The following is a 21,868-nucleotide window of genomic DNA, read 5'->3' as shown; positions in this document are numbered from 1 at the left end:
CAATGGATCAGTCAGCGCGCCAATACATAGCTATTGACCTGAAATCGTTTTACGCATCAGTGGAATGCGTCGAACGAGGTCTTGACCCGCTCGACACAAATCTTGTCGTGGCCGACGCGAGTCGCACATCCAAGACCATATGTCTGGCAGTATCACCATCGCTAAAACGCCTCGGGCTGGGCGGACGGCCACGCCTGTTTGAAGTGGAACAGAAGGTCAGAGAAACCAACCGTAAGCGTACGGGCAGCGGATGTAGCGGACGGTCATATTCGGCCGCGAGACTTGACGCCGACCCCAGTCTCGCCGTAGACTACATCGTAGCGCCGCCGCGGATGGCACACTATATCGACTACAGCAGCCGTATCTACAGCATCTATCTGCGCCATGTGTCGCCCGATGACATGCACGTCTACTCTATCGACGAAGTGTTTATCGATGCCACCGACTACCTGCGCCTATACAATCTCACCGCTCACGATTTCGCCATGCGGATGATCCGGGAGGTGCTTGCCGCTACTGGCGTCACTGCCACCGCCGGAATAGGAACCAACATGTATCTGTGCAAGATAGCCATGGATATTGTAGCCAAGAAGATGGCGCCGGATGCCGACGGAGTCAGAATAGCCGAACTCGACGAATTTTCCTACCGGTCAATGCTTTGGGATCATAAACCCATAACCGATTTCTGGCGCATAGGCAGCGGCATCGCCCGCCGCCTGGCACCATACGGCATCGATACCATGGGCCAGATAGCCCGCATATCGCTTACCAACGAGAAGCTCTTCTACGACATGTTCGGTGTCAATGCCGAGCTGCTTATCGACCACGCCTGGGGATGGGAACCGGTGGAAATACGACATATTAAGGCCTACAGACCCGAAAGCCGATCCATAAGCAGCGGTCAGGTACTCACCTGCCCCTACGACACCGGCAAAGCGCGGATCGTGGTCAGAGAGATGGCCGATGCCATGGGGCTGAAACTTGTAGCCATGAAGATGGTCACAAGCCAGATCGTGCTCCACATAGGCTACGACGCCACATCGCCATATCAGAACCAATCTGACGACATTCCTGTCAAACGTGACAGATTTGGCCGTACGGTGCCTGTATCATCCCACGGCTCCACAACGTTTGCATATCCTACATCATCGTCCGAGGAAATCTCCACTGCCGCCGCGACACTCTACGATCGCATAGTGAGAAAGGATATGCTTGTCAGACGCATCACGATCACAGCAGCCGATATCACCGACGAATCACTGAAATCCAATGCCGGCGACAAAGCCATTCAGCTCGAGCTGTTCAGTCCGACGGATATAGAAGCCGGGATCATGCATCAGAAGCGTGAGCGATTGCTTCAGGAAGCTATGTTGAAAATAAAAAAAGCCTACGGAAAAAACTCCATATTAAAAGGACTCAACTTTGCCGAAGGTGCCACACAGCGGCTTCGCAACCGCCAGATAGGAGGACACCATGAATAAAGATAACAACCGACAAGACAATCCAACCGTCCACACCCTGCATGGTCATCCATATGCCGACATACTGTTCCGGCCACACCACGTCAGCCCGGTCCATCCGCAAATGTCCATGAGAGCGAGAGCCGCGCAGTTCGCTCCCTTTGCAGCTCTTCCCGGCCATAGCGACGTGCTGGAGGAAACAGCCCGATATACCGACCATCCTGATGATCTGGCCGACGACGAACGCGTATGGCTTGACAATGCGCTCGCGGCAATATTGGACTCACACTCGCGCAAAGCATCGATCACATATCTTGAGCCTGACAGTCACAAAAGCGGAGGCCGTATCGTGACCGTCAGCGACTCCATTATCTCGGTTGATCCTGTGCAACGTACTGTAAGGTTATCCAACGGAACCCGTATCGACATATCCATGATCCGCCACATCACTCCGATAGAACCATAAAACAGATGACGCCGCAATCATCAGACTGCGGCGTCATGCCTTATAAGTGTATTCACAACCGTAATTCACCGATCTTCACCGGCCATACGGCTTGAGGCTGCTGTTCAGGCGTTCTTCACCTTCTCTACGATAGCCTTGAATGCGGCGGGATTGTTGAGAGCGAGATCGGCAAGCACCTTGCGGTTGATCTCGATTCCGGCCTTATGGATAAGACCCATGAGCTTCGAGTAGCTGAGATCCTCCATGCGTGCGGCAGCGTTGATACGCTGGATCCAGAGAGCACGGAAATTGCCCTTCTTGTCCTTACGGTCGCGGTAAGCGTAGGTAAGACCTTTTTCCCAGGTGTTCTTGGCAACGGTCCACACATTGCGGCGGCAGCCAAAGTAACCGCGGGTGAGTTTTAAGATTTTCTTTCTGCGAGCTCTTGAAGCTACATGATTTACTGATCTTGGCATTTCTTTTGTCGTTTATTGGGTGTTAGCGCTCGTGCCCTATGCGCACGGGTCTTTTTTGCTAAACATCCGGTTAATAACTGTTATAAAGTCACGAATTATACATGAACTGTATTGCGGAAAACGCTTCCGGTGCCTGATTTACTTGAGGGCGAGAAGCTCCAGCACGGCGCTGCGGTCGGCCGATGCCACAGTAGCGGCATGGGTGAGGTTGCGCTTCTGCTTTTTGGTCTTCTTGGTCAAGATGTGGCTCTTGAAAGCATGTTTTCTCTTGATTTTTCCTGTTCCGGTAAGGGCGAACCTCTTTTTGGCACCGGAATTAGTCTTAATCTTTGGCATTTGGGTTACTTTTGTTGATTAATTCGAGTTTATACTGTACCGCTGCCGACTCGCGACCGCGGCTGTTTCTTTGCACGCGCTGTGTCAGTCACTTCTTTTTCGGCGAGATCATGATGATCATTCTCTTGCCTTCAAGCACCGGCATCTGCTCTACCTTGCCATACTCCTCCAGATCATTTGCAAAGCGGAGCAGCAACACTTCGCCCTGCTCTTTGAAGAGGATCGAGCGTCCCTTGAAGAATACGTATGCTTTCACTTTGGCACCCTCCTGAAGGAAACCCACAGCATGCTTGAGCTTGAAGCTGTAGTCATGATCATCGGTCTGCGGACCGAAACGGATCTCCTTCACCACGACTTTTGTAGCCTTGGCCTTCTGCTCTTTCTGACGTTTCTTCTGCTGATAGAGAAACTTCTGATAGTCGAGTATCTTACATACCGGCGGCTCGGCGGTAGGAGAGATCTCAATCAAATCAAGCCCCTGCTCTTCGGCTATTTTCAAGGCCTGGGGTATCGGGTAGATGCCGGTCTCGACGTTGTCACCCACCAGACGCACTTCACGGGCATGGATACGTTCGTTGATAGCGTATGGATCCTTTGAGGCGTTGTTCCTGTCGGGCCTTCTGGCGCCTGGATTGGAGCTGTTCGGTCTGCGCGGACCGGGTACGTAGGGTTTTTTCTGCATTAAAGCGTTTATTGATTTGTGAGATTTTTGACTTCTTCAGTCAAATTCGCTGCAAAGGTAGCAATTTTCATCGTACCTTTATCACCTTCGCCCTGTTTTCTTACAGAAACTTCGCCATTTTGTGCTTCTTTTTCTCCGACTACCAGCAGATAGGGGATACGTTTAAGCTCATTGTCGCGAATTCTCTTGCCGATCTTCTCGTTGCGGTCATCCACGATCGCACGCACATCGGCCTCGTTGAGCTGACGTGCCACTTCGAAGGCATAGTCGTTGTATTTCTCGCTGATCGGGAGCACCACGGCCTGATCGGGAGCAAGCCACAGCGGGAAGCGTCCGGCCGTATGCTCCAGAAGCACAGCTACAAATCGCTCCATCGATCCGAAAGGAGCGCGGTGTATCATCACCGGACGGTGCTTCTGATTGTCGGCGCCGGTATATTCAAGACCGAAGCGTTCGGGCAGATTGTAGTCCACCTGGATGGTGCCGAGCTGCCAGCGGCGGCCGAGAGCATCCTTCACCATGAAGTCGAGCTTCGGACCATAGAATGCGGCTTCGCCAAGTTCGGTACGTGCTTTCAGACCCTTCTCCTGACAGGCCTCTATGATGGCCTGCTCGGCGAGATGCCAGTTTTCATCCGATCCGATATATTTCTCCTTGTTATTGGGGTCGCGAAGTGAGATCTGTGCCTCGAAGTTCTCAAATTTCAGAGCCTTGAAGATGTAGAATATTATATCCATCACCTTGAGGAACTCATCCTTGATCTGATCGGGAGCGCAGAAGATATGGGCGTCATCCTGCGTGAATCCTCGCACACGGGTCAGGCCGTGAAGCTCACCGCTCTGCTCGTAGCGGTACACTGTGCCGAATTCGGCCAGTCGCAGAGGCAGTTCGCGGTAGCTGCGCGGAAACGCTCTGAATATCTCGCAGTGGTGCGGGCAGTTCATAGGCTTGAGCAGATACTCTTCGCCCTCCTCCGGAGTGTGGATAGGCTGGAAGGAGTCTTTGCCATATTTCGCATAGTGACCCGATGTCACATAGAGCATCTTGTTGCCTATATGCGGAGTGATCACCTGCTGGTAGCCGTAACGGCGCTGTATCTTGCGCAGGAACTGTTCCAGACGGTCGCGCAGTGCGGCGCCCTTGGGTAGCCACAGAGGCAGACCGGCTCCGACATTCTGCGAGAATGCAAACAGTTCCATCTCTTTGCCGAGCTTGCGGTGATCGCGCTTCTTGGCCTCCTCAAGCATCACGAGATACTCGTCGAGCATCTTCTGCTTGGGGAATGTGATGCCGTATACACGTATGAGCTGCTCGCGCTTCTCGTCGCCGCGCCAGTATGCGCCTGCAAGCGAAGTGATCTTCACAGCCTTTATAGGAGCCGTATTGGCGATATGCGGGCCACGGCACAGATCGGTGAATCCGCCCTGTGTGTACGTGGTGATATGTCCGTCCTCAAGCTCGCTGATAAGCTCGCACTTATACGACTCGCCACGGTCACCGAACAGTTTCAGTGCATCCGATTTGCTGATGTCGGCTCTCACTATTGCATTCTTTTCCCTTGCAAGTTCGAGCATTTTTTTCTCAATCTTGGGGAACTCGGAGGCCGTGATTTCATTACCGTTGGGATCGATGTCGTAATAAAAACCGTTGTCGACAGCCGGTCCGATGCCGAATTTTACGCCCGGATACAAAGCCTGAAGAGCCTCGGCCAGAAGATGAGCCGAACTGTGCCAGAAGGCATGCTTGCCTTCCGGATCATCCCACTTGAAGAGCTTTATTGTGGCGTCCTCCTCTATGGGGCGGGTGATGTCCCATTCCTGACCGTTGACATATGCGGCCAGAATGTCTTGTGCAAGCCTGGAGCTGATACTTTCGGCTATGGCGAGAGGCGTCACGCCGGCTTCAAACTGCTTTACCGAATTATCGGGAAAAGTTATGTTTATCATATTTTTTTGATGTCCACGATTTACGATAGCGTGTTAACGGCTGCAAAATTAATGAATATCCTTGTAATTTTCAAAATCATTTGACGCTGAGCCTGAATATTGTCAGTCGCCCATGGTGCGGAGCAGTTCGTCGTTGTCGGGCGTACGCTCCATGCGGTCCTTGACAAATTCCATGGCCTCGATCGAATTGCGGTCCGAGAGGAAGCGGCGCAGTATCCACATGCGGTTGAGTGTCTCCGTGCGGAGCAGCAGGTCGTCGCGACGTGTGCTTGACGCCATGATGTCCACAGCCGGGAATATGCGCTTGTTCGACAGCTTGCGGTCGAGCTGAAGCTCCATATTGCCAGTACCCTTGAACTCCTCGAATATCACCTCGTCCATCTTGGAGCTTGTTTCGGTCAGAGCGGTGGCTATGATGGTCAGCGATCCGCCGTTCTCTATATTGCGCGCGGCTCCGAAGAAGCGTTTAGGCTTCTGCAGCGCGTTGGCATCCACACCGCCGCTCAGTATCTTGCCCGATGCCGGCGACACCGTATTGTATGCACGCGCCAGGCGCGTGATGGAGTCGAGCAGTATCACCACGTCGTGGCCGCACTCCACCATCCTCTTGGCTTTTTCCAGCACAAGGCTAGCGATCTTCACGTGCTTGTCGGCCGGCTCGTCGAAAGTAGAGGCTATCACCTCGGCATTGACACTGCGGCTCATGTCGGTCACCTCTTCCGGGCGCTCGTCGATGAGCAGTATCATTATATATGTTTCGGGATGATTCTCGGCTATGGCGTTGGCGATATCTTTAAGAAGTATCGTCTTACCGGTCTTGGGAGGCGCCACGATAAGTCCGCGCTGCCCCTTGCCTATAGGCGAGAACATATCCACAACGCGGGTAGAGAGATTGTTGGCCCGCCCTCCCGTCAGATTGAATTTCTCCTCAGGGAACAGGGGCGTAAGGGTTTCGAACGGCACACGGTCACGAATAAATTCGGGCGAACGGCCGTTGACACTCTTCACCTTGTCCATCGGGAAATATTTGTCATTTTCACGCGGAGCGCGTATTGTTGCTTCCACGACATCGCCGGTCTTCAGACCATAAGCCTTGATCTGCTGCGGAGTCAGATACACATCATCAGGCGAGGGCAGATAATTGTAGTCGCTCGAACGCAGGAAGCCATATCCTTCGGGCACTACTTCAAGCAGTCCGGTAGTCTCTATCAGCCCGTCGAAGCTGTACGACGGTTCTTGACGCTGCTGATTCTGATTGCGGTTTTTCTGCTTGTTTTTCTTGCCCTGCTGTTGCTGCTGCTTGTCCTGCTGCCACGGCTCGTTGAGCTGTATGGGTGCTGTAGCTGCGGCCACGGCGGCCTGTGCTGCGGCTTCCTCTTTCTCACGCTGCGAGCGCGGCACGAACCTCCGGCCCTCCGAGCGCGGGAAGAATGCGCCAAATCCGTCGCCCTGATTGTTTCGCATATCCTGACGCTGACCGTCATTATTGCGGCGTTGCTGATTGGCCGCCTCTGCCGCAGGCTCATGCTGCTGCGCCGGCGTATGATTATCGGCAGCAGGCGTTGTCTGCGACTGATTCATCGTCTCTTCAGCCTTGACTACGGTCGCGGCTTCGTCCACACTCTGTTCAGACGCCTCGTCGCTTTTTTTCAACTCTGACTCCCCTTCCGTTTTCTGGCGGCTTCCTTTCGGACGACCCCTGCGTTTCTTCTCCGGCGCCGGATTCTCTGCCGACGCTTCCGTAGCCGCGACGGCGCTTTCAGCCTGTGGCTGCGCTTCGGGTTCGACAGACGCTATGCTGTCATCGCTACGTTTCTGCTGAGGTTTACGGCCTCTTTTCTTCGCGCCCTGACCATCCTGCTGGTCATCGGATGGAGATTGATTGTCGCCATTGCCCGACACAGCCGCGTCATTCTTTTTCCGACGAGGCTGACGTCGTTTATCGTTCGACATATTGGCGGCCGCCATGGCTGCGAAGTCTATGGCCTGCTGATCGAGAATGGCATCGATCACCTCGTTTTTTGGAAGTGATGACATCTTTTTCAGTCCCATGCCTTCGGCTATGGCGTGAAGTTCAGAATCTACCTTTTCTGATAACTCATCAAGATTGTACATAAATCTAAATATATTCTTGTAAGGGGAATTGTGTTGCTTGTGAATGTGCTTTTGGAGCGTACCGACAGATTTCATACGCATTTTACATCAATGCGCTTCAGCGCTATCATGCTGACAATCTGACTGAACAACTACAAAATTAAGTAATGAGGGGAGGAATGATAGTGCGGTGAATATTTTAATGAAAGGATTTTTCCGCTCTTTTTCAAGCGCAAAATTAATCATTTCTCTATTAAAAACAACCTGTTTGCGCAAAATGTTTATAAAAAAACATCAACATCAATGAAGTCACACCCTGCAATAAAAACAATCAAAGCTTCGTGAAACTGATTCCGAAGCTTTGATTCGAGTAGCGGGATCGAGAATTGAACTCGAGACCTCCGGGTTATGAATCCGACGCTCTAACCAACTGAGCTATCCCGCCGTTTTGGCTTTGCGAGTGCAAAGTTACATCCAAAATCCCATATAGCCAAATTTTTTGTGCGTTTTTTTGCACTAAAAATTCATTAACGTTAACTTACAGCAGTTTACAATAACATCATGTGCCAAGCTATCGTTCAAACAACATCAATCAGACCCACCTTCTGCCCTGCATCTACATCAGCACGCACTTGAAGCCACTTAATTTTCACAACATTTCGACGGCAGCCGTTGTAATATATTGCAGCAAATTTCTTAACTTTGCTTCCAATAGACAACAACACTAATACCTATTCGACAAATGTACAGCTTCGATAAAAGAGTAGTCATCACTCTCGATGCCGGCGGCACCAACTTCGTTTTCGGTGCCATGCAGGCCAACAAATTCATAGTCGAGCCTGTGAGCATGCCATCCAACGCCCATGACCTCGATCTGTGTCTCTCCACAATGGTCAAGGGATTCCGCGACGTCATCTCCAAGCTCGATCGTAAGCCCGTGGCTATCAGCTTCGCGTTTCCCGGTCCGGCCGACTATCCCAACGGCATCATCGGAGGCTACCTGCCCAACTTCCCGTCGTTCCGCAACGGAGTGGCTCTCGGACCATTCCTCGAGGATATGTTCGGAATTCCGGTATTTATAAACAACGACGGCGACCTCTACGCATTCGGCGAAGCTCTCGGAGGCGCTTTGCCTGAGATCAACCGACGCCTGGAGGAGGCTGGAAGCGCCAAACGCTACCATAACCTTATAGGCTATACATTCGGCACAGGACTCGGCATAGGCATCGTGGTCGACAACAAGCTCAACCGTGGCGACAATTCATGTGTCGAGACATTCTGTCTGCGCAACAAGAAATATCCCGAAGCTTTTGTCGAAGAGGGAGCATCAATCCGCGCCGTCAAGAGGGTCTATATGGAACGCTCCGGCATTGTCGACCCCGATCTCACCCCCAAGGATATATGCGACATAGCCGACGGTGTGCGACAGGGCGATGCCAAAGCCGCGCGCGGAGCCTTCGAAGAGCTCGGAGAAGTGGCCGGCGATGCAATGGCCACAGCCGCGACACTCATCGACGGACTCATAGTGATCGGAGGAGGACTAACCGGAGCCCACCGGTTCTTCATGCCTTCGCTGCTTAAGGAAATGCGCGGCAAGATTCACTCGCTCAAAGGCGAAGAACTCGATAGGGTGCAGATGCGCGTGTTTGACCTCGACAACCCCGAAGAGTTCCGGCAGTTTGCCTGCGGAGAGTCGCGCCCGCTCAAAGTCTATGGCACCGACCGCACCATAACATACGATCCGATGAAACGCATCGGAGTCATGATATCCAAGATCGGAGCCAGCAACGCCATCTCCATCGGAGCCTATGCCTTCGCGCTGTCGCAGATCGATAGCCAGAACCCCATGCCTGAAGTAAAAGTTTCGGAATGACCAAAAAAGACCTGAAAATAGTATTCCTCGGAACTCCCGAGTTTGCAGTTGAAAGCCTCCGCCGCCTTGTCGACGGAGGCTACAACATTGTTGGAGTCGTGACCATGCCCGACAAACCCGCCGGAAGAGGTCACCACATGTTCCAGTCGCCTGTCAAGCTGTTTGCGATAGAGCATGGACTTAAAGTCATGCAGCCGGTGAAGCTCAGCGACGAATCATTTGTTGAAGAATTACGTGCGCTCGAAGCCGACCTCTTTGTGGTCATCGCTTTCAGGATGCTGCCGAGAGTCGTATGGCAGATGCCACCGTTGGGCACATTCAATCTCCACGCCTCACTGCTGCCGCGCTATCGCGGAGCCGCACCGATCAACTGGGCCGTCATCAACGGCGATGACAAGACCGGAGTCACCACATTCTTCCTCAAACATGAGATCGACACCGGCGACATAATCGATCGCGAAGAAATCGTCATCGCGCCCGACGAGAATGTAGGATCGGTCCACGACCGTCTGATGGAACTTGGTGCACGACTGACACTCAAGACTGTCGATGCTATCATTGACGGCACAGTCAAGCCAATACCGCAGAGCGCGCTGAGCATCGATGAACCCACCCCGGCGCCAAAGATATTCAAGGATACATGCCATATCGACTGGAACAAGCCGGCACAGGCTGTACATAATCTCGTGCGCGGACTCTCGCCATACCCCGCGGCATGGACCGACATGGGCAACAATGAGTCGCTCAAAATATTTGCCACACGCATCACCGGACAAAAGGCCGAGACTCCCGGCACGGTACATGCCGACGGATCAACACTGACCGTCGACTGCTCCGACTACCGCATAGAGATACTCAGCCTTCAGCCGCAGGGCAAAAAACGTATGGATGCGGCATCATGGCTTCGCGGAGTGCGCGGACTGCCCGAAAAGTTCAGCTGATAACCCCGTCACGCCTCAGCAGAGCCTCAGGCTCCGGATCACGGCCTCTGAACCGGCGATACAGTTCGTCCGGTTCATCCGTCGCACCCTTTTCAAGTATCTCGCGACGAAATGATTCAGCTGTCCGGCGGTTGGTCACCCCCTCCTCCAGAAAACGGCCGAACGCGTCGGCTTCTATCACTTCGGCCCATTTGTAGCTATAATATCCCGCCGCATAACCTCCGGAAAAAATATGGCCGAACGACGGTGACACCACGCTTCGGCATTCATTAGGTATCGCAGCCATGGCATCAGTCACCGACAGCTCGAATGCCACCGGATCATCGACCGGCTCGGTGACTGTATGCCACGCCATGTCGGTCAGACCAAACATAAGCTGCCTGATGCAGTCATATCCGCAGCCAAACTGACTGCTTCGCACCATTTTCTCCACAGCCTCGTCGGGAAGAGGCTCACCGGTCTGATAATGTCGCGCGAAAGTATCAAGAAACTCCCTGCGGCGCATGAAGTTTTCATTGAACTGCGACGGAAGCTCAACAAAGTCACGCGCCACATTCGTGCCCGACAGAGCGGCATAGCGGCAGCGGCTGAACAGTGAGTGAAGAGCATGTCCGAACTCATGCAGCAACGTGTTGACCTCATTGGGAGAAAGAAGCGCCGGAGTCGAAGATGTCGGCCTGGTGAAATTGGTCACGATACTGACATGGGGCCTCACATCACTGCCGTCGGGAAGCATCGACTGCTCCCTGAAATCGGTCATCCATGCACCGGCGCGTTTACCGTCGCGCGGGAAGAAATCCATGTATAGCAGACCGAGATGGCTTCCGTCGATATCCTTCACCTCATACACCTCCACATCGGGATGATACACCGGTATGTCATGCCGTTTTACGAAGTCTATGCCATAAAGCGTGCGAGCCAGTCCGAACACACCTTTCACCGTAGTGTCAAGTTTGAAATATGGTCGCATCGACTCAGGATCATAATCATAACGGCTGATGCGATACAGACGGCTGTAATAGGCATAATCCCACTGCCGCGTCACAAAACTGTCACCTTCCGTGACTCGCGCGAAATCGGTGATAGCATCCACCTCGGCGCGCTGAACCGGCATATAAGCGTCCTTCAGCCGTCGAAGAAGGGCGTCGACATTGCTGCGTGTGCGTGCCATCTTGTTGGCCAGCGCATAGTCGGCATAAGTGTCATAGCCAAGCAGACGCGCCACTTTGAGCCGAAGCCAAGCCATACGGCTGACTATAGCGAGACTTGAGTACTCGCCCGCGCTGTTGCGCGACGAGTAGGCTCTGAAAAAACGCTCGCGCAGATCACGCCGCGACGAGTGCGACATGAAAGTGCTGTAGACCGGAAAATCAAGCTTGAAACAATACTCTCCCGCTCTACCCTCTGATACAGCTCTCTCGGCCGCCTCCTCTACAAGCCTCTCGGGAAGGCCGTCAAGATCATCGGCGCCGAGATATATCTTCATTCCGGCATTCTCCTTCACGAGATTTTGTCCGAATTGCTCCGACAGCTGCGACAGCTCTTTTTTCGCTTCACGGTAAGCTTCGCGGTCGGCGCCCTCAAGCAAAGCGCCTGATCTCACAAACTTCTCATATGTGTCCTTGAGAAGCATACGGTCTTCTCTGTCGAGCGCCGCCGATTCCGATGAATCATGCACACTGCGTATCCGTTGCCACAGCTTCTCGTCAAGACTCACCCTGACCGAATGCTCAGTAAGCATCTCCGACACCTTCACGGATATATCCATCATTTCATCGTCCGTACAGGCCGACGTAAGTGGGAAGAAAGCTCCCGCCACACGCTCAAGCATCTCTCCGCTCCTCGCCAGCGCCGCGATGGTATTGGCAAATGTCGGCGCCTCTGCATTGTCACGTATGGCCTCGACTTCACTCCAGGCCTGCCCTATGGCGGTTTCGAATGCCGGCAGATAGTCGGCATTGCTTATCTTGTCGAACGCCACCGCACCGAAAGGGGTGTCGAATGGACGCATGAATATATCTCCGTTCATATTATTTCCTCTATAACTATTGCCTTGATTATATCATCCACACCGGCCTCTTTTAGGGCTACGGCGTCATCCTCCATCGCTTTCAGAAACCACTGCGAGTCCTTGCCCGGCTGTTCCGACGCCTTCAGATAAAGCGACGCGGCCTCGCGTGGATGTCCGGCGGAAAGCTCTATATGGCCTGCATTGAGGTAATCCTCTGCCTTTGGAGATGATGCGAGTATCTTGTCGCTATAGGCTCTTGCCCTGGCCATATCACCCATCCTGAACGCGCACCACACTATCGGACGCCATGCCCTGTCGGAATGCTCGTCGAGATACTCCACTTTGAAAAACTCCTTCATAGCCTCCTCGTATCGGTGCAGATCCATCAGGCACATTCCTATATTGAGCGTTGTCAGCAGATCATCGGACTGCAAGGCGGATATACGTCGATAATACTCGATAGCCGTCCCGTTGCGACCGAGCATACGGCTGCACTGAGCCATGCGGCGAAGAGTCCATACATTGTCGGGATTAGTCAGTTCGCTGCGCCCGTACATAGCCAGAGCCTCCTCGATACGTCCGAGTTTCTGCATGCAGTAGGCCGTCTTCTGATACACCTGCCACTGATCGCTTCCACCGCGGTCGGTCAGCCGGCCGAACATAGCGAGAGCTTCGGCATAATATCCACGTTTGAAATAAAACTCCGCTGTCTCACGTATGAATACAGCATCGTCAAACCACTCCGACAGCTCATCTATTTCAGGAAGATTTATAAATCCGGCAAACGGATTGGTAAATTCGTTCTTGCGCCTGAAAAGATTGAAAAACCTGTAAAGATTCTGTATATACCGGTTCACTTCACTCTCGGCCCTTTCAGCCTCCGGACGCAACGACGATGCGGTTATCTCCGCAAAATTGATATTGCCGGCCCTGAACTGCTGCATCATCATGGCCCGCTGTTGCTCGGGAATACTGTTCATCGACAGCATCATCGAATACTTGTCGCTGTCGCATAGATACGGCATTTCAGCCACAAGCTCTTTGAGCGCATCGGCTTCGGGAGCGTCAAAAAAACTGATCGACGAATGATCCTTGTCAAACACAAGAAACCAGTTGGCCGGATCCGAGAAAAACGGAAAATTCTTAAGCCGCGAGAAAGTGACCATCATCACATCGCCGCCATCGCTCTGCAGCTCGTTAAGTTCGCGGAGTTTCTCGGCCAGACCGCTGCGCTCGAACACCTCCTCCCACTCGGGATTCTCCTCCATCGCGCCCTCGAGATCCGACAGATCCTTAAGCTCCTTTATCTTGCGGTCGAGTTCGGGCTTGATTTTCATCATGTCGGGTATCACCTCACGCTCCATCTTCCCGGTGATCCGCTCCGTATCAGTCGCCTTCAGCAATCTCACGAACACCATCCGGAGATCCGAAGTCCATGATGGCAACTCTGACGCCGCAGCAAGCATGTCGGCCAGCCGGCGGTCTGACAGTCGCCCGCGGTTGCCCCACATGGCTATCAGCAGACTCGCAAGAGCTATCAGCCGCAATTCGGCCGATATTTCTCCGCTTCGGTAATATATCGAAAGCATGATCCTGAGCCGTGCCGCATCGAATATCTCCAGCGCGCCAAGCATCAGCGACGATATCAGCTGCTGTTTGATTCCACGACCGACAGTCGGATCGCAGATAAAACCTTCTATGGCTGCCGCATCGGCGTCCGACAGCGGATGAGTCACCCAGAGAAGGGCGAACAGACGCGAAGCGAGTTTCTCCTGCACGTCGCGCATCGACCGGTCATCGGCGGCATTATCCATCCCGCCAAACAGAGCCAGGCCCGTCTTTCTGACATTTTCAGTATAGCGCTCCAACAGCGACGTGATCGACGAATCGGGCTGCATGTTCTCATATCGGAGCGTAGAGAAGTAGAGCCGTGGCGAATCGGCCGTCCGCGAGGCACGTATCACCTCGTCGGTCATCCCGAGAAGCTGCGACGCTATGGCATCGTAAAGTGACGTACGGCCGGGATCAGCCACACCGTCGAGCGCATACCGCCGCAGATAACCGTAATCGGTGCGTAGTTTCTCTATCCGTTCACGCAGCTGCCAAGGCGCGTTGTACACCGACAGAGTTGCCTCTACCTGGTCGATCGCCTGCGCCAGACGGCGGCGCGAGATGAGATCGGAGATATTATCGTGGAGAGTTTTGAGAGAGCTGTCTGACATATTGGATTTTCTTGTTTTTAGGCCTGTGATTTGGTGTTCAGGCATAGCTTGTTTTCGGTCATGGATACATCAAAAACCATGCCAGAACCGACCTCTGTCGGCTCATTTACGCCAGAATCCCGGAGTGAACAGCAGCAGCACGGTAAATATTTCAAGTCGTCCGGTAAGCATCAGCAGCGACAGCACCCATTTTCCCGAAGAGGGTATTATGGCATACGACTCTCCGTATCCGGTCACACCTGTGCCGAGTCCCGTATTGCTGACACACGAGAACGACGAGAAAAACGCATCCACCAAAGGGATATTGAAAGCTGTCAGAAGTATACCCCCCGCCGCTATGATCATCACATAGATACATAGGAAAGCTATCACTTTCGACACCACATCGGGCGCGATCACCTTGTCGTTTATGCGCACGCTCATCATTGTGTTGGGATGTATGCAGCGATACACCTCGTTGCCACTGTTTTTAAGCAGAAACAGTATACGGTCTATCTTGGCGCCGCCACTTGTCGATCCGGCGCACGAACCGAAAAACATAAGCAGAAACAAAAGAGCGAGCACAAAAGTTCCCCAGCTCTCAAAATTATTCACCGTCAGGCCTGTCGATGTAATGGTGGAGATGATCTGAAACAACGGATCGAGCGTGAATGAGCTTAAATCCGTCACCTGCCCCCTTCCCACTATGGCTATGACAAAAAAGATGTAGAACACCAGAATAATACGTATGTAGGCCTTGAACACGTCGTTGCGCCAGAAACACCTCAGATTGCCATGCATCGCTTTATACATCAATCCGAAGTTCACACCGCCGAGAAACATGAATATCGTGATCACCAGTTTCACATAGGCCGAATTCCATGCTCCGATACTGTCGTCGCGGGTTGAATATCCGCCTGTGGAGATCGACGAGAACGCATGGCACAGACTGTCGAAAAAATCCATCGGCCCTATCCACAGCAACAGGGTGAGTATCGCCGTCAGCAGAAAATAAAGAAACCACAGCCCTTTGGCCGTCTGCGATATGCGCGGGCGGAGTTTATCATGGGTTATGCCAGTCACTTCGGCATTGAACATCTGCATTCCCCCCGAATGGTTGAGCATCGGTATCACTGCGAGAGTAAACAGGATTATACCCATGCCGCCGATCCACTGCATCAGGCATCGCCACAGCAAAATGCCGTGTGAGAACATCTCCACCGAAGTCAGAGCCGACGCTCCTGTGGTCGTAAACCCCGACATAGCCTCGAAAAAGGCGTCGCTTAATTCGAGTGGATGACTGCACAGCATGAACGGCAACATACCGAATGCTGAAAAAAACACCCATACGAGCGCCGTCAGCAGAAATCCCTCCCGCTTGCCCATGTCAGTGCGCGAAGGCCTGATGCCAAATGTCATCAGCAACCCCGTCAGAGCTGTCGCTACTGCGCTTATGGCAAATGCCTCCATGTCGGTTTCACCGTATGCGGCGCATGCCATAAGAGGCAATACAAGAAACGCTCCCTCGATCATCAGAAGCCATCCCACCACACGCAGCACCATGGGGAAATTGATTGTCGTCAGCCTTATATGCTGTCTGCTCATCCGAAAAGTCTTTCGATTTTATGTATTGTACCCGACAGACAGAACACCACCACATGGTCACCGGGTTCTATCACGGTCTGGCCGGTCACAAGCATTCCTCGTCCGTCGCGTATCAGTCCGGCTATGGTCACATCACGGCTCAGACGCAGGCTTCTCACCGGCCCGCGGGTTATTTTTGACCCTGCTCTGACCTCGATCTCGGCCACGTCGGCATCGGCCAGTGCGAGAAACTTCGATGAAGATGAGTCTGTGGCCAGCAGCATCTGGAATATAGTGCTTGAGGCGAGCAGCTTCTTGTTGACGATAGTTCCGATGTTGAGATTTTCAGCAGGCGAGATAAACTGCAGATCCTCCACCTCGGCGATAGTCTTCTTTATACCATGCTCCTTGGCGGTCAGCGATGCGAGTATATTCGTTTCCGACCGGTCGGTAAGGGCTATGAAAGCATCCATATCGTCGATACCCTCCTCGTCGAGCGTGTCGATGTCGCGCGCGTCGCCGTTGACAATCTTTGCATCGGGGCAACGCTCGCAGAGTTTCACACAACGCTGACGGTCGATATCAATGATCTTGAACTTATATCTGTCACCTGCTATCGCCGCCAGTCTCACTGCTATGCGGCTGCCACCCATCACGAGCACCTTGCGGATGTTCACCTGACGCTTGCCGCACATCTCGCGGATATTCTCTATATGGTCGCGTGTCGTGGTGAAATATAGTATATCATTGTGTATGATACGGTCATCGCCACGTGGAATGATCGTCTCGTTACGGCGGCGTATGGCTGCCACATGGAAGTTGTGTCCCGAAGCGGCCAGATCCTTCAGCTGCATGCCGCACAGAGGAGCATTGTCGCGGATCTTCACGCCTACCACTGTCAGCTCTCCGTCGTGGATGTCAAACCATGTCCGCACCCATGTGCGTTCGAGCGAAGTCAATATCTCCTTTGCAGCCAGATATTCGGGATAGATCAGATTGTTAACGCCGAGAGCATTGAAGAAAGCGCTGTTGCGCTGTTCCATAAACTCATAGTTGTCAATGCGCGCCACTGTCTTTTTTGCTCCAAGGTTTTTAGCTATGGAGCAGGCTATGACATTGGTGGTTTCGAACGGGGTGACAGCTATGAACAGATCGCACTGCGCCACTCCGGCTTCCGAAAGCACAGTGAACGAAGTCGGAGAACCGCAGTTGGTCATCAGATTGTAGTTGGCATCGATCGCCGCCAGTTTTTCGGCATCGGCATCGACAAGAATCACGTCCTGTTCCTCTTTCGACAGAAGTTTGGCCAGATGTGATCCGACCTCGCCGGCTCCCGCTATAACGATTTTCATTTCTTGAGTTTCATTATGGTTTCTGCGATCGAGGCCGCATCATAGCGACACAGACGCCGCAACTGCTCGACTGTACCCTGCGGAACGAAAGCGTCGGGAATACCCATACGCACCACTGGCAGGTTGTGGCCTTTGGCGGCAAGCCATTCGAGCACGGCACTGCCAAGACCTCCGTCGATTGTTCCGTCCTCTACAGTCACGATCGGACGGCCGCTCGCGGCCACCTCCTTCATGATCTCGTCATCGAGAGGTTTGAGAAACACCATGTCGTAATGAGCCACGGACACGCCGCCTGCAGCAGCCAGTTTCGCTCCTTGAGCCGCCTCGAAAGCTATCGGCCCGATGGTGAGCATCGTTACATCCTCGCCCCGGCTCAGACACTCTCCGCGGCCGACGGTCATACGCTGCATCGGCTTGTGGCTGTCGTGGCCGTAACCGCGCGGATAACGTATCGCCCACGGACCGCACCGGTCAGGAAGCTGCGAGGTGTAGAGCAGCGAACGCAGCTGGTCGGCGTCGCGCGGCGAAGCTATGGTCATGCCGGGGACAGTACGCATGTATGCAAGGTCGTTGGCGCCGTGGTGAGTTACGCCATCCTCACCTACCAGACCGGCACGGTCTATACAGAATGTCACCGGCAGACCCTGCACGGCCACGTCATTGATGATATTGTCATAAGCACGCTGCAGAAAGACCGAATAGATGGCCACGTATGGCAGCATTCCGTCAGTAGCGAGCCCACCGGCAAAGGTCACGGCATGACCCTCTGAAATGCCGACGTCAAACGTGCGTTGAGGCATCTCCTGCTGCATCATGTTCATTGAGGTGCCAGATGTCATGGCCGCCGTTATTCCGACGATAGCCTTATTGTCACGAGCCAGCTCAACAAGAGTCGAACCCATCGCATCCTGAAACTTCGTGCGGGCCGGATCCTTACTCTCTGACTTGCGCTCTCCGCTCTCAGGCTCAAAGCATCCGGGTGCATGCCAGACAGCCGGATCATTTTCAGCCGGCACATAACCTTTGCCCTTCGTCGTGCGCAGATGCAGCAGCCGCGGGCCGCTCATATCCTTGATATCGTCAAGCACCTTTATGATACGTGGCAGATCATGACCGTCAAACGGTCCGAAATATCTGATATTTAAGCCCTCGAATATATTTTGCTCTTTGGTCAGGAGCGATTTCAGGCTGTTGTTGAAACGCAGTATGCGTCCTTTGCTGTTGTCGTTGAACAGATGCAGCTTTTTCAGCAGTCGGTACACTCCGTAGCGGAAACTGTTGTAGCCTTTTGAAGCAGTCAGATGAGCGAGATATGAATTCAGCGACCCGACATTGTGGTCGATCGACATATCATTGTCGTTGAGGATTATCAGCAGATTGCTGTTGGTGTTGGCGGCATTGTTCAGCCCCTCGAACGCCAGACCTCCGCTTATCGAAGCGTCGCCTATCACAGCCACGACATTGCGGCGTGGGCTGTCGTTGTTGAGGGCCGAAGCCACCGACATGCCGAGGGCTGCCGAAATCGAATTTGACGCATGACCGGCCGTGAACGTATCATATTCGCTCTCGTCCGGATTAGGAAAACCACTCAGACCGCCAAGCTTGCGGTTGGTGTGGAAACGGTCGGCACGGCCTGTTATCAGCTTGTGACCATAGGCCTGATGACCAACATCCCATACAATCCGGTCATAGGGCGTATTGAATACGTAATGAAGAGCCACTGTAAGCTCCACCGCACCCATACTGGAGGCGAAGTGACCCGGATTTGATGAAAGTGATTCTATCAGAAACCTACGGATGTCGCTACAGAGTCCTATAAGCTCACTGCCCGACATGCCACGCACATCGGCTGGCCGTGACACCCGGCTCAGTATTGGATAACGATCCATGTCGGGCGCCTTACGGCTTTCGTCGGGCGCCACCGTGAGAGTCTTGCTTCTTGCCTCGCACATATTTCTTATATAAGGGCACAAACACTATAATGGCCGACGCCACAAGCACAAAAGCCACACGCAAAGTGAACCGTTGCGAAGTCACAACCGCGACACACAGCACAGCCCAAAGCACAATAATACACGTAAGCCTGAATATGTCGGTACCCTTCATTGATTATTTTATTCCATATAACGACAGCCTGCGTCGGCCACCATCTTAATGGCAAAGTTAGCAAGTATTCTTGTGATACGAAAATTTTTCGGCTCTTTATCACTGACGGTTCATATCCGACATACCATAGTCAAGAGCATCTCTGCCACATAGCACAGCATGTTACACACCCGCGCACCGCTCACCTCAGCGAGTCAAGCGCCTTGATCATATCGCACAGTTTGGCGCGCACCTGCATCAGCCTGGTGACGGCCTGACTCTTGCGGCTGACGCCTTCGGGATTGCGGCGCAGCTCCTCCTGGGCGGCATCAAGTTTAAGCCCACGGTGTTTCACAAGATAATGTATCATGCGTATGCGCTCCACGTCGTCGGGAGTGTAGAAGCGCGTGCCACGGTCGTTGCGCCGTGGCTTGATGATGGTAAACTGCTGTTCCCAGAAACGGAGCGTACTCACAGGCAGTCCGGTCAGCTCTGCCACCTCGCCGATCTTATAGAATTTTTTATCAATCGGATCCATTCAGTGGTTGGTTTTTGAAGTAGTCGGATCTGATGGCTGCGTCCGATATACGACGTGCCGATCTGATCATATCGAGCATCCGCGAGGTCAGCGCCGCAGAGTCGCCCACCTCTTCACCGGTCATCATAGACACTGCATAAGCCCCGCGGTCAGGATCAAGCAGACTCTGCCCCATTCCGTGCCAGAAATAACCGGAGAGTCCGAGCATGGCAGACAGAGTGGGGTATATGTCGATCTGTCCGGCTACGCTTTCCACACGCGACCCGCCGCCTACAGGCGGATTGAGTATCAGCAGCGGAGTGTACTGACCCGCCGATACGAGAGATGATGCCTTTACAAAATCATTTCGGTCGCCGGCGAGTCCCTCATGATCGCCGACGATCACCACGAGTGTGTTGTCGAAATCCCGGCGCGACCGCAGATAATCGATCAGAATATGCAGTTGCGAGTCGGTATAGTGTGCCATTGCGATATAGTCGGCAAGCCGTCGCGGCAGATCCTTTTCCCTCATGTCAAACTGCGGATCTACCATATTGTCAGGTAGTCTGAATGGGTTATGACCAGAATATGTGACAAACGTCAGCATACGCGATTCGCCCTCCGGCCATATATGTCCTTGCCGGAGCAGTTCCACCGACTGTCGCAGAAAAGATCCGTCGCTGAGCTTGGCCGGATTGCCAATCATCTCGTCCATTCGCCATGCCCGGCGGTCGATCAGCGAGTCGTAGCCGAAAGCGCGGCCTATAGCCTGCTGATTCCATGTGATCGGCTTGTCGCACGTGAATATATAGCTTTTTGTGCCATATCGTTCACGCATCGCTTTGTTAAGTGACGGATATGTGACCGACGGATATTTCATACTGTAGACCTGACCGTTCATAGGCAGCAGGCCGCAATTGATCAGCAGCTGGCAGTCGATCGATCGCCCCGAAGCCACCTGTGTCAGTATGTTGGGAGCATACAACGTCGTGGAGTCACGCAGCAGACTGTTGAGATATGGTGTAATCTCTTTGCCGTCAATCCTCGCCTCCACAGGCCAGCTCTCAAGACTCTCGCAAATGATAAGTACGAGATTGCGTCTCGGCACAGCGTCGGCTGGAAGCTCCTGTACCGCCACCAACGAATCATGAAGTGCTATCCATCGGTCTATATCGGGGGTATGGTCAGTAGCATCACGGCGGCTGTCATCGATCAGCGAATAGGCTATGTGGCCGCCTAATGTGTAGACAGGCACACCGCAAGTGCTGTAATAGCACGACTGCGCGAGCCGATCGTAGGCCGCATAAAAGCCCCCGCGCGCCATGATCCACAACGCGCTGACCGATGCCATGACTGCCGACAACAGAAGAATACGCGCCACGGGCCGACGGGGCCGCAAAGCAGCTTTACGCTTCATGACCCATCCGGCCGCAACGACTGTCAGCGCTCCAAACCAGTCATACCAGCGTATCGAGTCAGTCACACTGGCTGTGAAGTCCGACAGATTGCCGACAAGGAGATAGCTTGCCGGAGGTATAGCCGTAAGATACGTGCGGCAATACATCAGATTTGCCTCCAGCAGCCCGTACACCACCGTAAGCCATATCACATGAACCGAAATCCTGCGTGCAGCTGCGTAAGGGATCGACATCAACAAAGCCGCCACAAGAGTGTTGAGCCACATCAACGGGTCGCTCATGGCTCTGAAAGTGGTGGTAATGCACCAGTCGACATCAAACCACAGCAGCAATGCAAGCGACGAAAGCACGGCCACGCACATTCGCCCGGTCCAAAGATCTCTGCCCGAAAAAACTCTCAGAATTTTTCCCATCACCATAGTTCTAAGAGTGTGTTTGAATTTCACT

The 21,868-nt window shown here is 53.3% G+C and carries 16 protein-coding genes and 1 tRNA gene; 4 read left to right on the top strand and 13 right to left on the bottom strand.

Annotated elements, in window-relative coordinates; genetic code table 11:
• Positions 1-2: 2 nt before the first annotated feature.
• Positions 3-1,481 (top strand): Y-family DNA polymerase, encoded by a 1,479-nt coding sequence (locus tag NF347_RS04985; RefSeq protein ID WP_107035833.1) that lies wholly within the window; start codon positions 3-5, stop codon positions 1,479-1,481.
• Positions 1,474-1,926, top strand: coding sequence for a hypothetical protein (locus NF347_RS04980; RefSeq protein WP_107035832.1), 453 nt, complete (start codon positions 1,474-1,476; stop codon positions 1,924-1,926). Before NF347_RS04985 ends, NF347_RS04980 begins: the two co-directional genes overlap by 8 nt.
• Positions 1,927-2,030: 104 nt before the next feature.
• On the opposite strand, the gene rplT is transcribed toward NF347_RS04980, so the two are convergent.
• The 6 genes from rplT to NF347_RS04950 form a co-directional block, all read right to left on the bottom strand.
• Positions 2,031-2,381 carry a 50S ribosomal protein L20 gene (rplT, locus tag NF347_RS04975; protein WP_107035831.1) on the bottom strand — a complete coding sequence of 117 codons (351 nt, stop codon included), beginning with the start codon at positions 2,379-2,381 and terminating at the stop codon, positions 2,031-2,033.
• A 138-nt stretch (positions 2,382-2,519) separates the two neighbouring features.
• On the bottom strand, positions 2,520-2,717 hold the full coding sequence (gene rpmI / locus NF347_RS04970; protein ID WP_107035830.1) for a 50S ribosomal protein L35: 198 nt from the start codon (positions 2,715-2,717) through the stop codon (positions 2,520-2,522).
• Between the two features lie 88 nt (positions 2,718-2,805).
• On the bottom strand, positions 2,806-3,399 hold the full coding sequence (gene infC / locus NF347_RS04965) for a translation initiation factor IF-3 (protein WP_107681729.1): 594 nt from the start codon (positions 3,397-3,399) through the stop codon (positions 2,806-2,808).
• Positions 3,400-3,407: 8 nt separating this feature from the next.
• Positions 3,408-5,345, bottom strand: coding sequence for a threonine--tRNA ligase (thrS, locus tag NF347_RS04960; RefSeq protein WP_107681730.1), 1,938 nt, complete (start codon positions 5,343-5,345; stop codon positions 3,408-3,410).
• A 102-nt stretch (positions 5,346-5,447) separates the two neighbouring features.
• Positions 5,448-7,460: a transcription termination factor Rho gene (gene rho / locus NF347_RS04955; RefSeq protein WP_107035827.1), complete on the bottom strand. Its 2,013-nt coding sequence runs from the start codon at positions 7,458-7,460 to the stop codon at positions 5,448-5,450.
• A gap of 350 nt (positions 7,461-7,810) precedes the next feature.
• Positions 7,811-7,884, bottom strand: a tRNA-Met gene (locus NF347_RS04950).
• A gap of 297 nt (positions 7,885-8,181) precedes the next feature.
• Between NF347_RS04950 and NF347_RS04945 the strand changes: the two genes are divergently transcribed.
• Both NF347_RS04945 and fmt read left to right on the top strand, forming a co-directional pair.
• The gene (locus NF347_RS04945) at positions 8,182-9,312 is read left to right on the top strand and encodes an ROK family protein (protein WP_107035826.1); all 1,131 of its coding nucleotides are present in this window, start codon (positions 8,182-8,184) and stop codon (positions 9,310-9,312) included.
• Positions 9,309-10,253: a methionyl-tRNA formyltransferase gene (gene fmt / locus NF347_RS04940; RefSeq protein ID WP_107035825.1), complete on the top strand. Its 945-nt coding sequence runs from the start codon at positions 9,309-9,311 to the stop codon at positions 10,251-10,253. Before NF347_RS04945 ends, fmt begins: the two co-directional genes overlap by 4 nt.
• Here the strand turns inward: fmt and NF347_RS04935 are convergent.
• The 7 genes from NF347_RS04935 to NF347_RS04905 all read right to left on the bottom strand — a co-directional run bounded on the left by NF347_RS04935 (position 10,246) and on the right by NF347_RS04905 (position 21,834).
• Entirely contained in the window at positions 10,246-12,282 is a 2,037-nt protein-coding gene (locus NF347_RS04935; protein WP_107035824.1) for a M3 family metallopeptidase, read from the bottom strand. The genes fmt and NF347_RS04935 overlap by 8 nt on opposite strands.
• Positions 12,279-14,486, bottom strand: coding sequence for a tetratricopeptide repeat protein (locus tag NF347_RS04930; RefSeq protein WP_107035823.1), 2,208 nt, complete (start codon positions 14,484-14,486; stop codon positions 12,279-12,281). Before NF347_RS04930 ends, NF347_RS04935 begins: the two co-directional genes overlap by 4 nt.
• Before the next feature lie 102 nt (positions 14,487-14,588).
• On the bottom strand, positions 14,589-16,070 hold the full coding sequence (locus NF347_RS04925; RefSeq protein WP_107035822.1) for a TrkH family potassium uptake protein: 1,482 nt from the start codon (positions 16,068-16,070) through the stop codon (positions 14,589-14,591).
• Positions 16,067-17,401 (bottom strand): Trk system potassium transporter TrkA, encoded by a 1,335-nt coding sequence (gene trkA / locus NF347_RS04920; protein ID WP_107035821.1) that lies wholly within the window; start codon positions 17,399-17,401, stop codon positions 16,067-16,069. The genes NF347_RS04925 and trkA overlap by 4 nt, the downstream gene beginning before the upstream one ends.
• Positions 17,398-19,290, bottom strand: coding sequence for a 1-deoxy-D-xylulose-5-phosphate synthase (gene dxs / locus NF347_RS04915; RefSeq protein ID WP_107035820.1), 1,893 nt, complete (start codon positions 19,288-19,290; stop codon positions 17,398-17,400). The genes trkA and dxs overlap by 4 nt, the downstream gene beginning before the upstream one ends.
• Before the next feature lie 398 nt (positions 19,291-19,688).
• Positions 19,689-20,024, bottom strand: a complete 336-nt coding sequence (locus NF347_RS04910; RefSeq protein WP_107035818.1) for a MerR family transcriptional regulator — start codon at positions 20,022-20,024, stop codon at positions 19,689-19,691.
• Entirely contained in the window at positions 20,011-21,834 is a 1,824-nt protein-coding gene (locus tag NF347_RS04905; RefSeq protein ID WP_161553843.1) for an LTA synthase family protein, read from the bottom strand. The genes NF347_RS04910 and NF347_RS04905 overlap by 14 nt, the downstream gene beginning before the upstream one ends.
• Between the last annotated feature and the right edge of the window lie 34 nt (positions 21,835-21,868).

The organism is Paramuribaculum intestinale (assembly GCF_030759015.1).
Taxonomy (GTDB): domain Bacteria; phylum Bacteroidota; class Bacteroidia; order Bacteroidales; family Muribaculaceae; genus Paramuribaculum; species Paramuribaculum intestinale.
Note: the sequence above shows the minus strand (reverse complement) of the source record. Positions and strands in the feature narration are given on the sequence as shown.

Bases quoted from the DNA above. Each gene is read 5' to 3' on its own strand.
- infC (WP_107681729.1), bottom strand. From the start codon at position 3,399: ATGCAGAAAAAACCCTACGTACCCGGTCCGCGCAGACCGAACAGCTCC.
- dxs (WP_107035820.1), bottom strand. From the start codon at position 19,290: ATGGATCGTTATCCAATACTGAGCCGGGTGTCACGGCCAGCCGATGTG.
- fmt (WP_107035825.1), top strand. From the start codon at position 9,309: ATGACCAAAAAAGACCTGAAAATAGTATTCCTCGGAACTCCCGAGTTT.
- NF347_RS04925 (WP_107035822.1), bottom strand. From the start codon at position 16,070: ATGAGCAGACAGCATATAAGGCTGACGACAATCAATTTCCCCATGGTG.
- NF347_RS04930 (WP_107035823.1), bottom strand. From the start codon at position 14,486: ATGTCAGACAGCTCTCTCAAAACTCTCCACGATAATATCTCCGATCTC.
- rplT (WP_107035831.1), bottom strand. From the start codon at position 2,381: ATGCCAAGATCAGTAAATCATGTAGCTTCAAGAGCTCGCAGAAAGAAA.
- NF347_RS04985 (WP_107035833.1), top strand. From the start codon at position 3: ATGGATCAGTCAGCGCGCCAATACATAGCTATTGACCTGAAATCGTTT.
- NF347_RS04905 (WP_161553843.1), bottom strand. From the start codon at position 21,834: ATGGGAAAAATTCTGAGAGTTTTTTCGGGCAGAGATCTTTGGACCGGG.
- thrS (WP_107681730.1), bottom strand. From the start codon at position 5,345: ATGATAAACATAACTTTTCCCGATAATTCGGTAAAGCAGTTTGAAGCC.
- trkA (WP_107035821.1), bottom strand. From the start codon at position 17,401: ATGAAAATCGTTATAGCGGGAGCCGGCGAGGTCGGATCACATCTGGCC.
- NF347_RS04910 (WP_107035818.1), bottom strand. From the start codon at position 20,024: ATGGATCCGATTGATAAAAAATTCTATAAGATCGGCGAGGTGGCAGAG.
- NF347_RS04935 (WP_107035824.1), bottom strand. From the start codon at position 12,282: ATGAACGGAGATATATTCATGCGTCCATTCGACACCCCTTTCGGTGCG.
- rho (WP_107035827.1), bottom strand. From the start codon at position 7,460: ATGTACAATCTTGATGAGTTATCAGAAAAGGTAGATTCTGAACTTCAC.
- NF347_RS04980 (WP_107035832.1), top strand. From the start codon at position 1,474: ATGAATAAAGATAACAACCGACAAGACAATCCAACCGTCCACACCCTG.
- rpmI (WP_107035830.1), bottom strand. From the start codon at position 2,717: ATGCCAAAGATTAAGACTAATTCCGGTGCCAAAAAGAGGTTCGCCCTT.
- NF347_RS04945 (WP_107035826.1), top strand. From the start codon at position 8,182: ATGTACAGCTTCGATAAAAGAGTAGTCATCACTCTCGATGCCGGCGGC.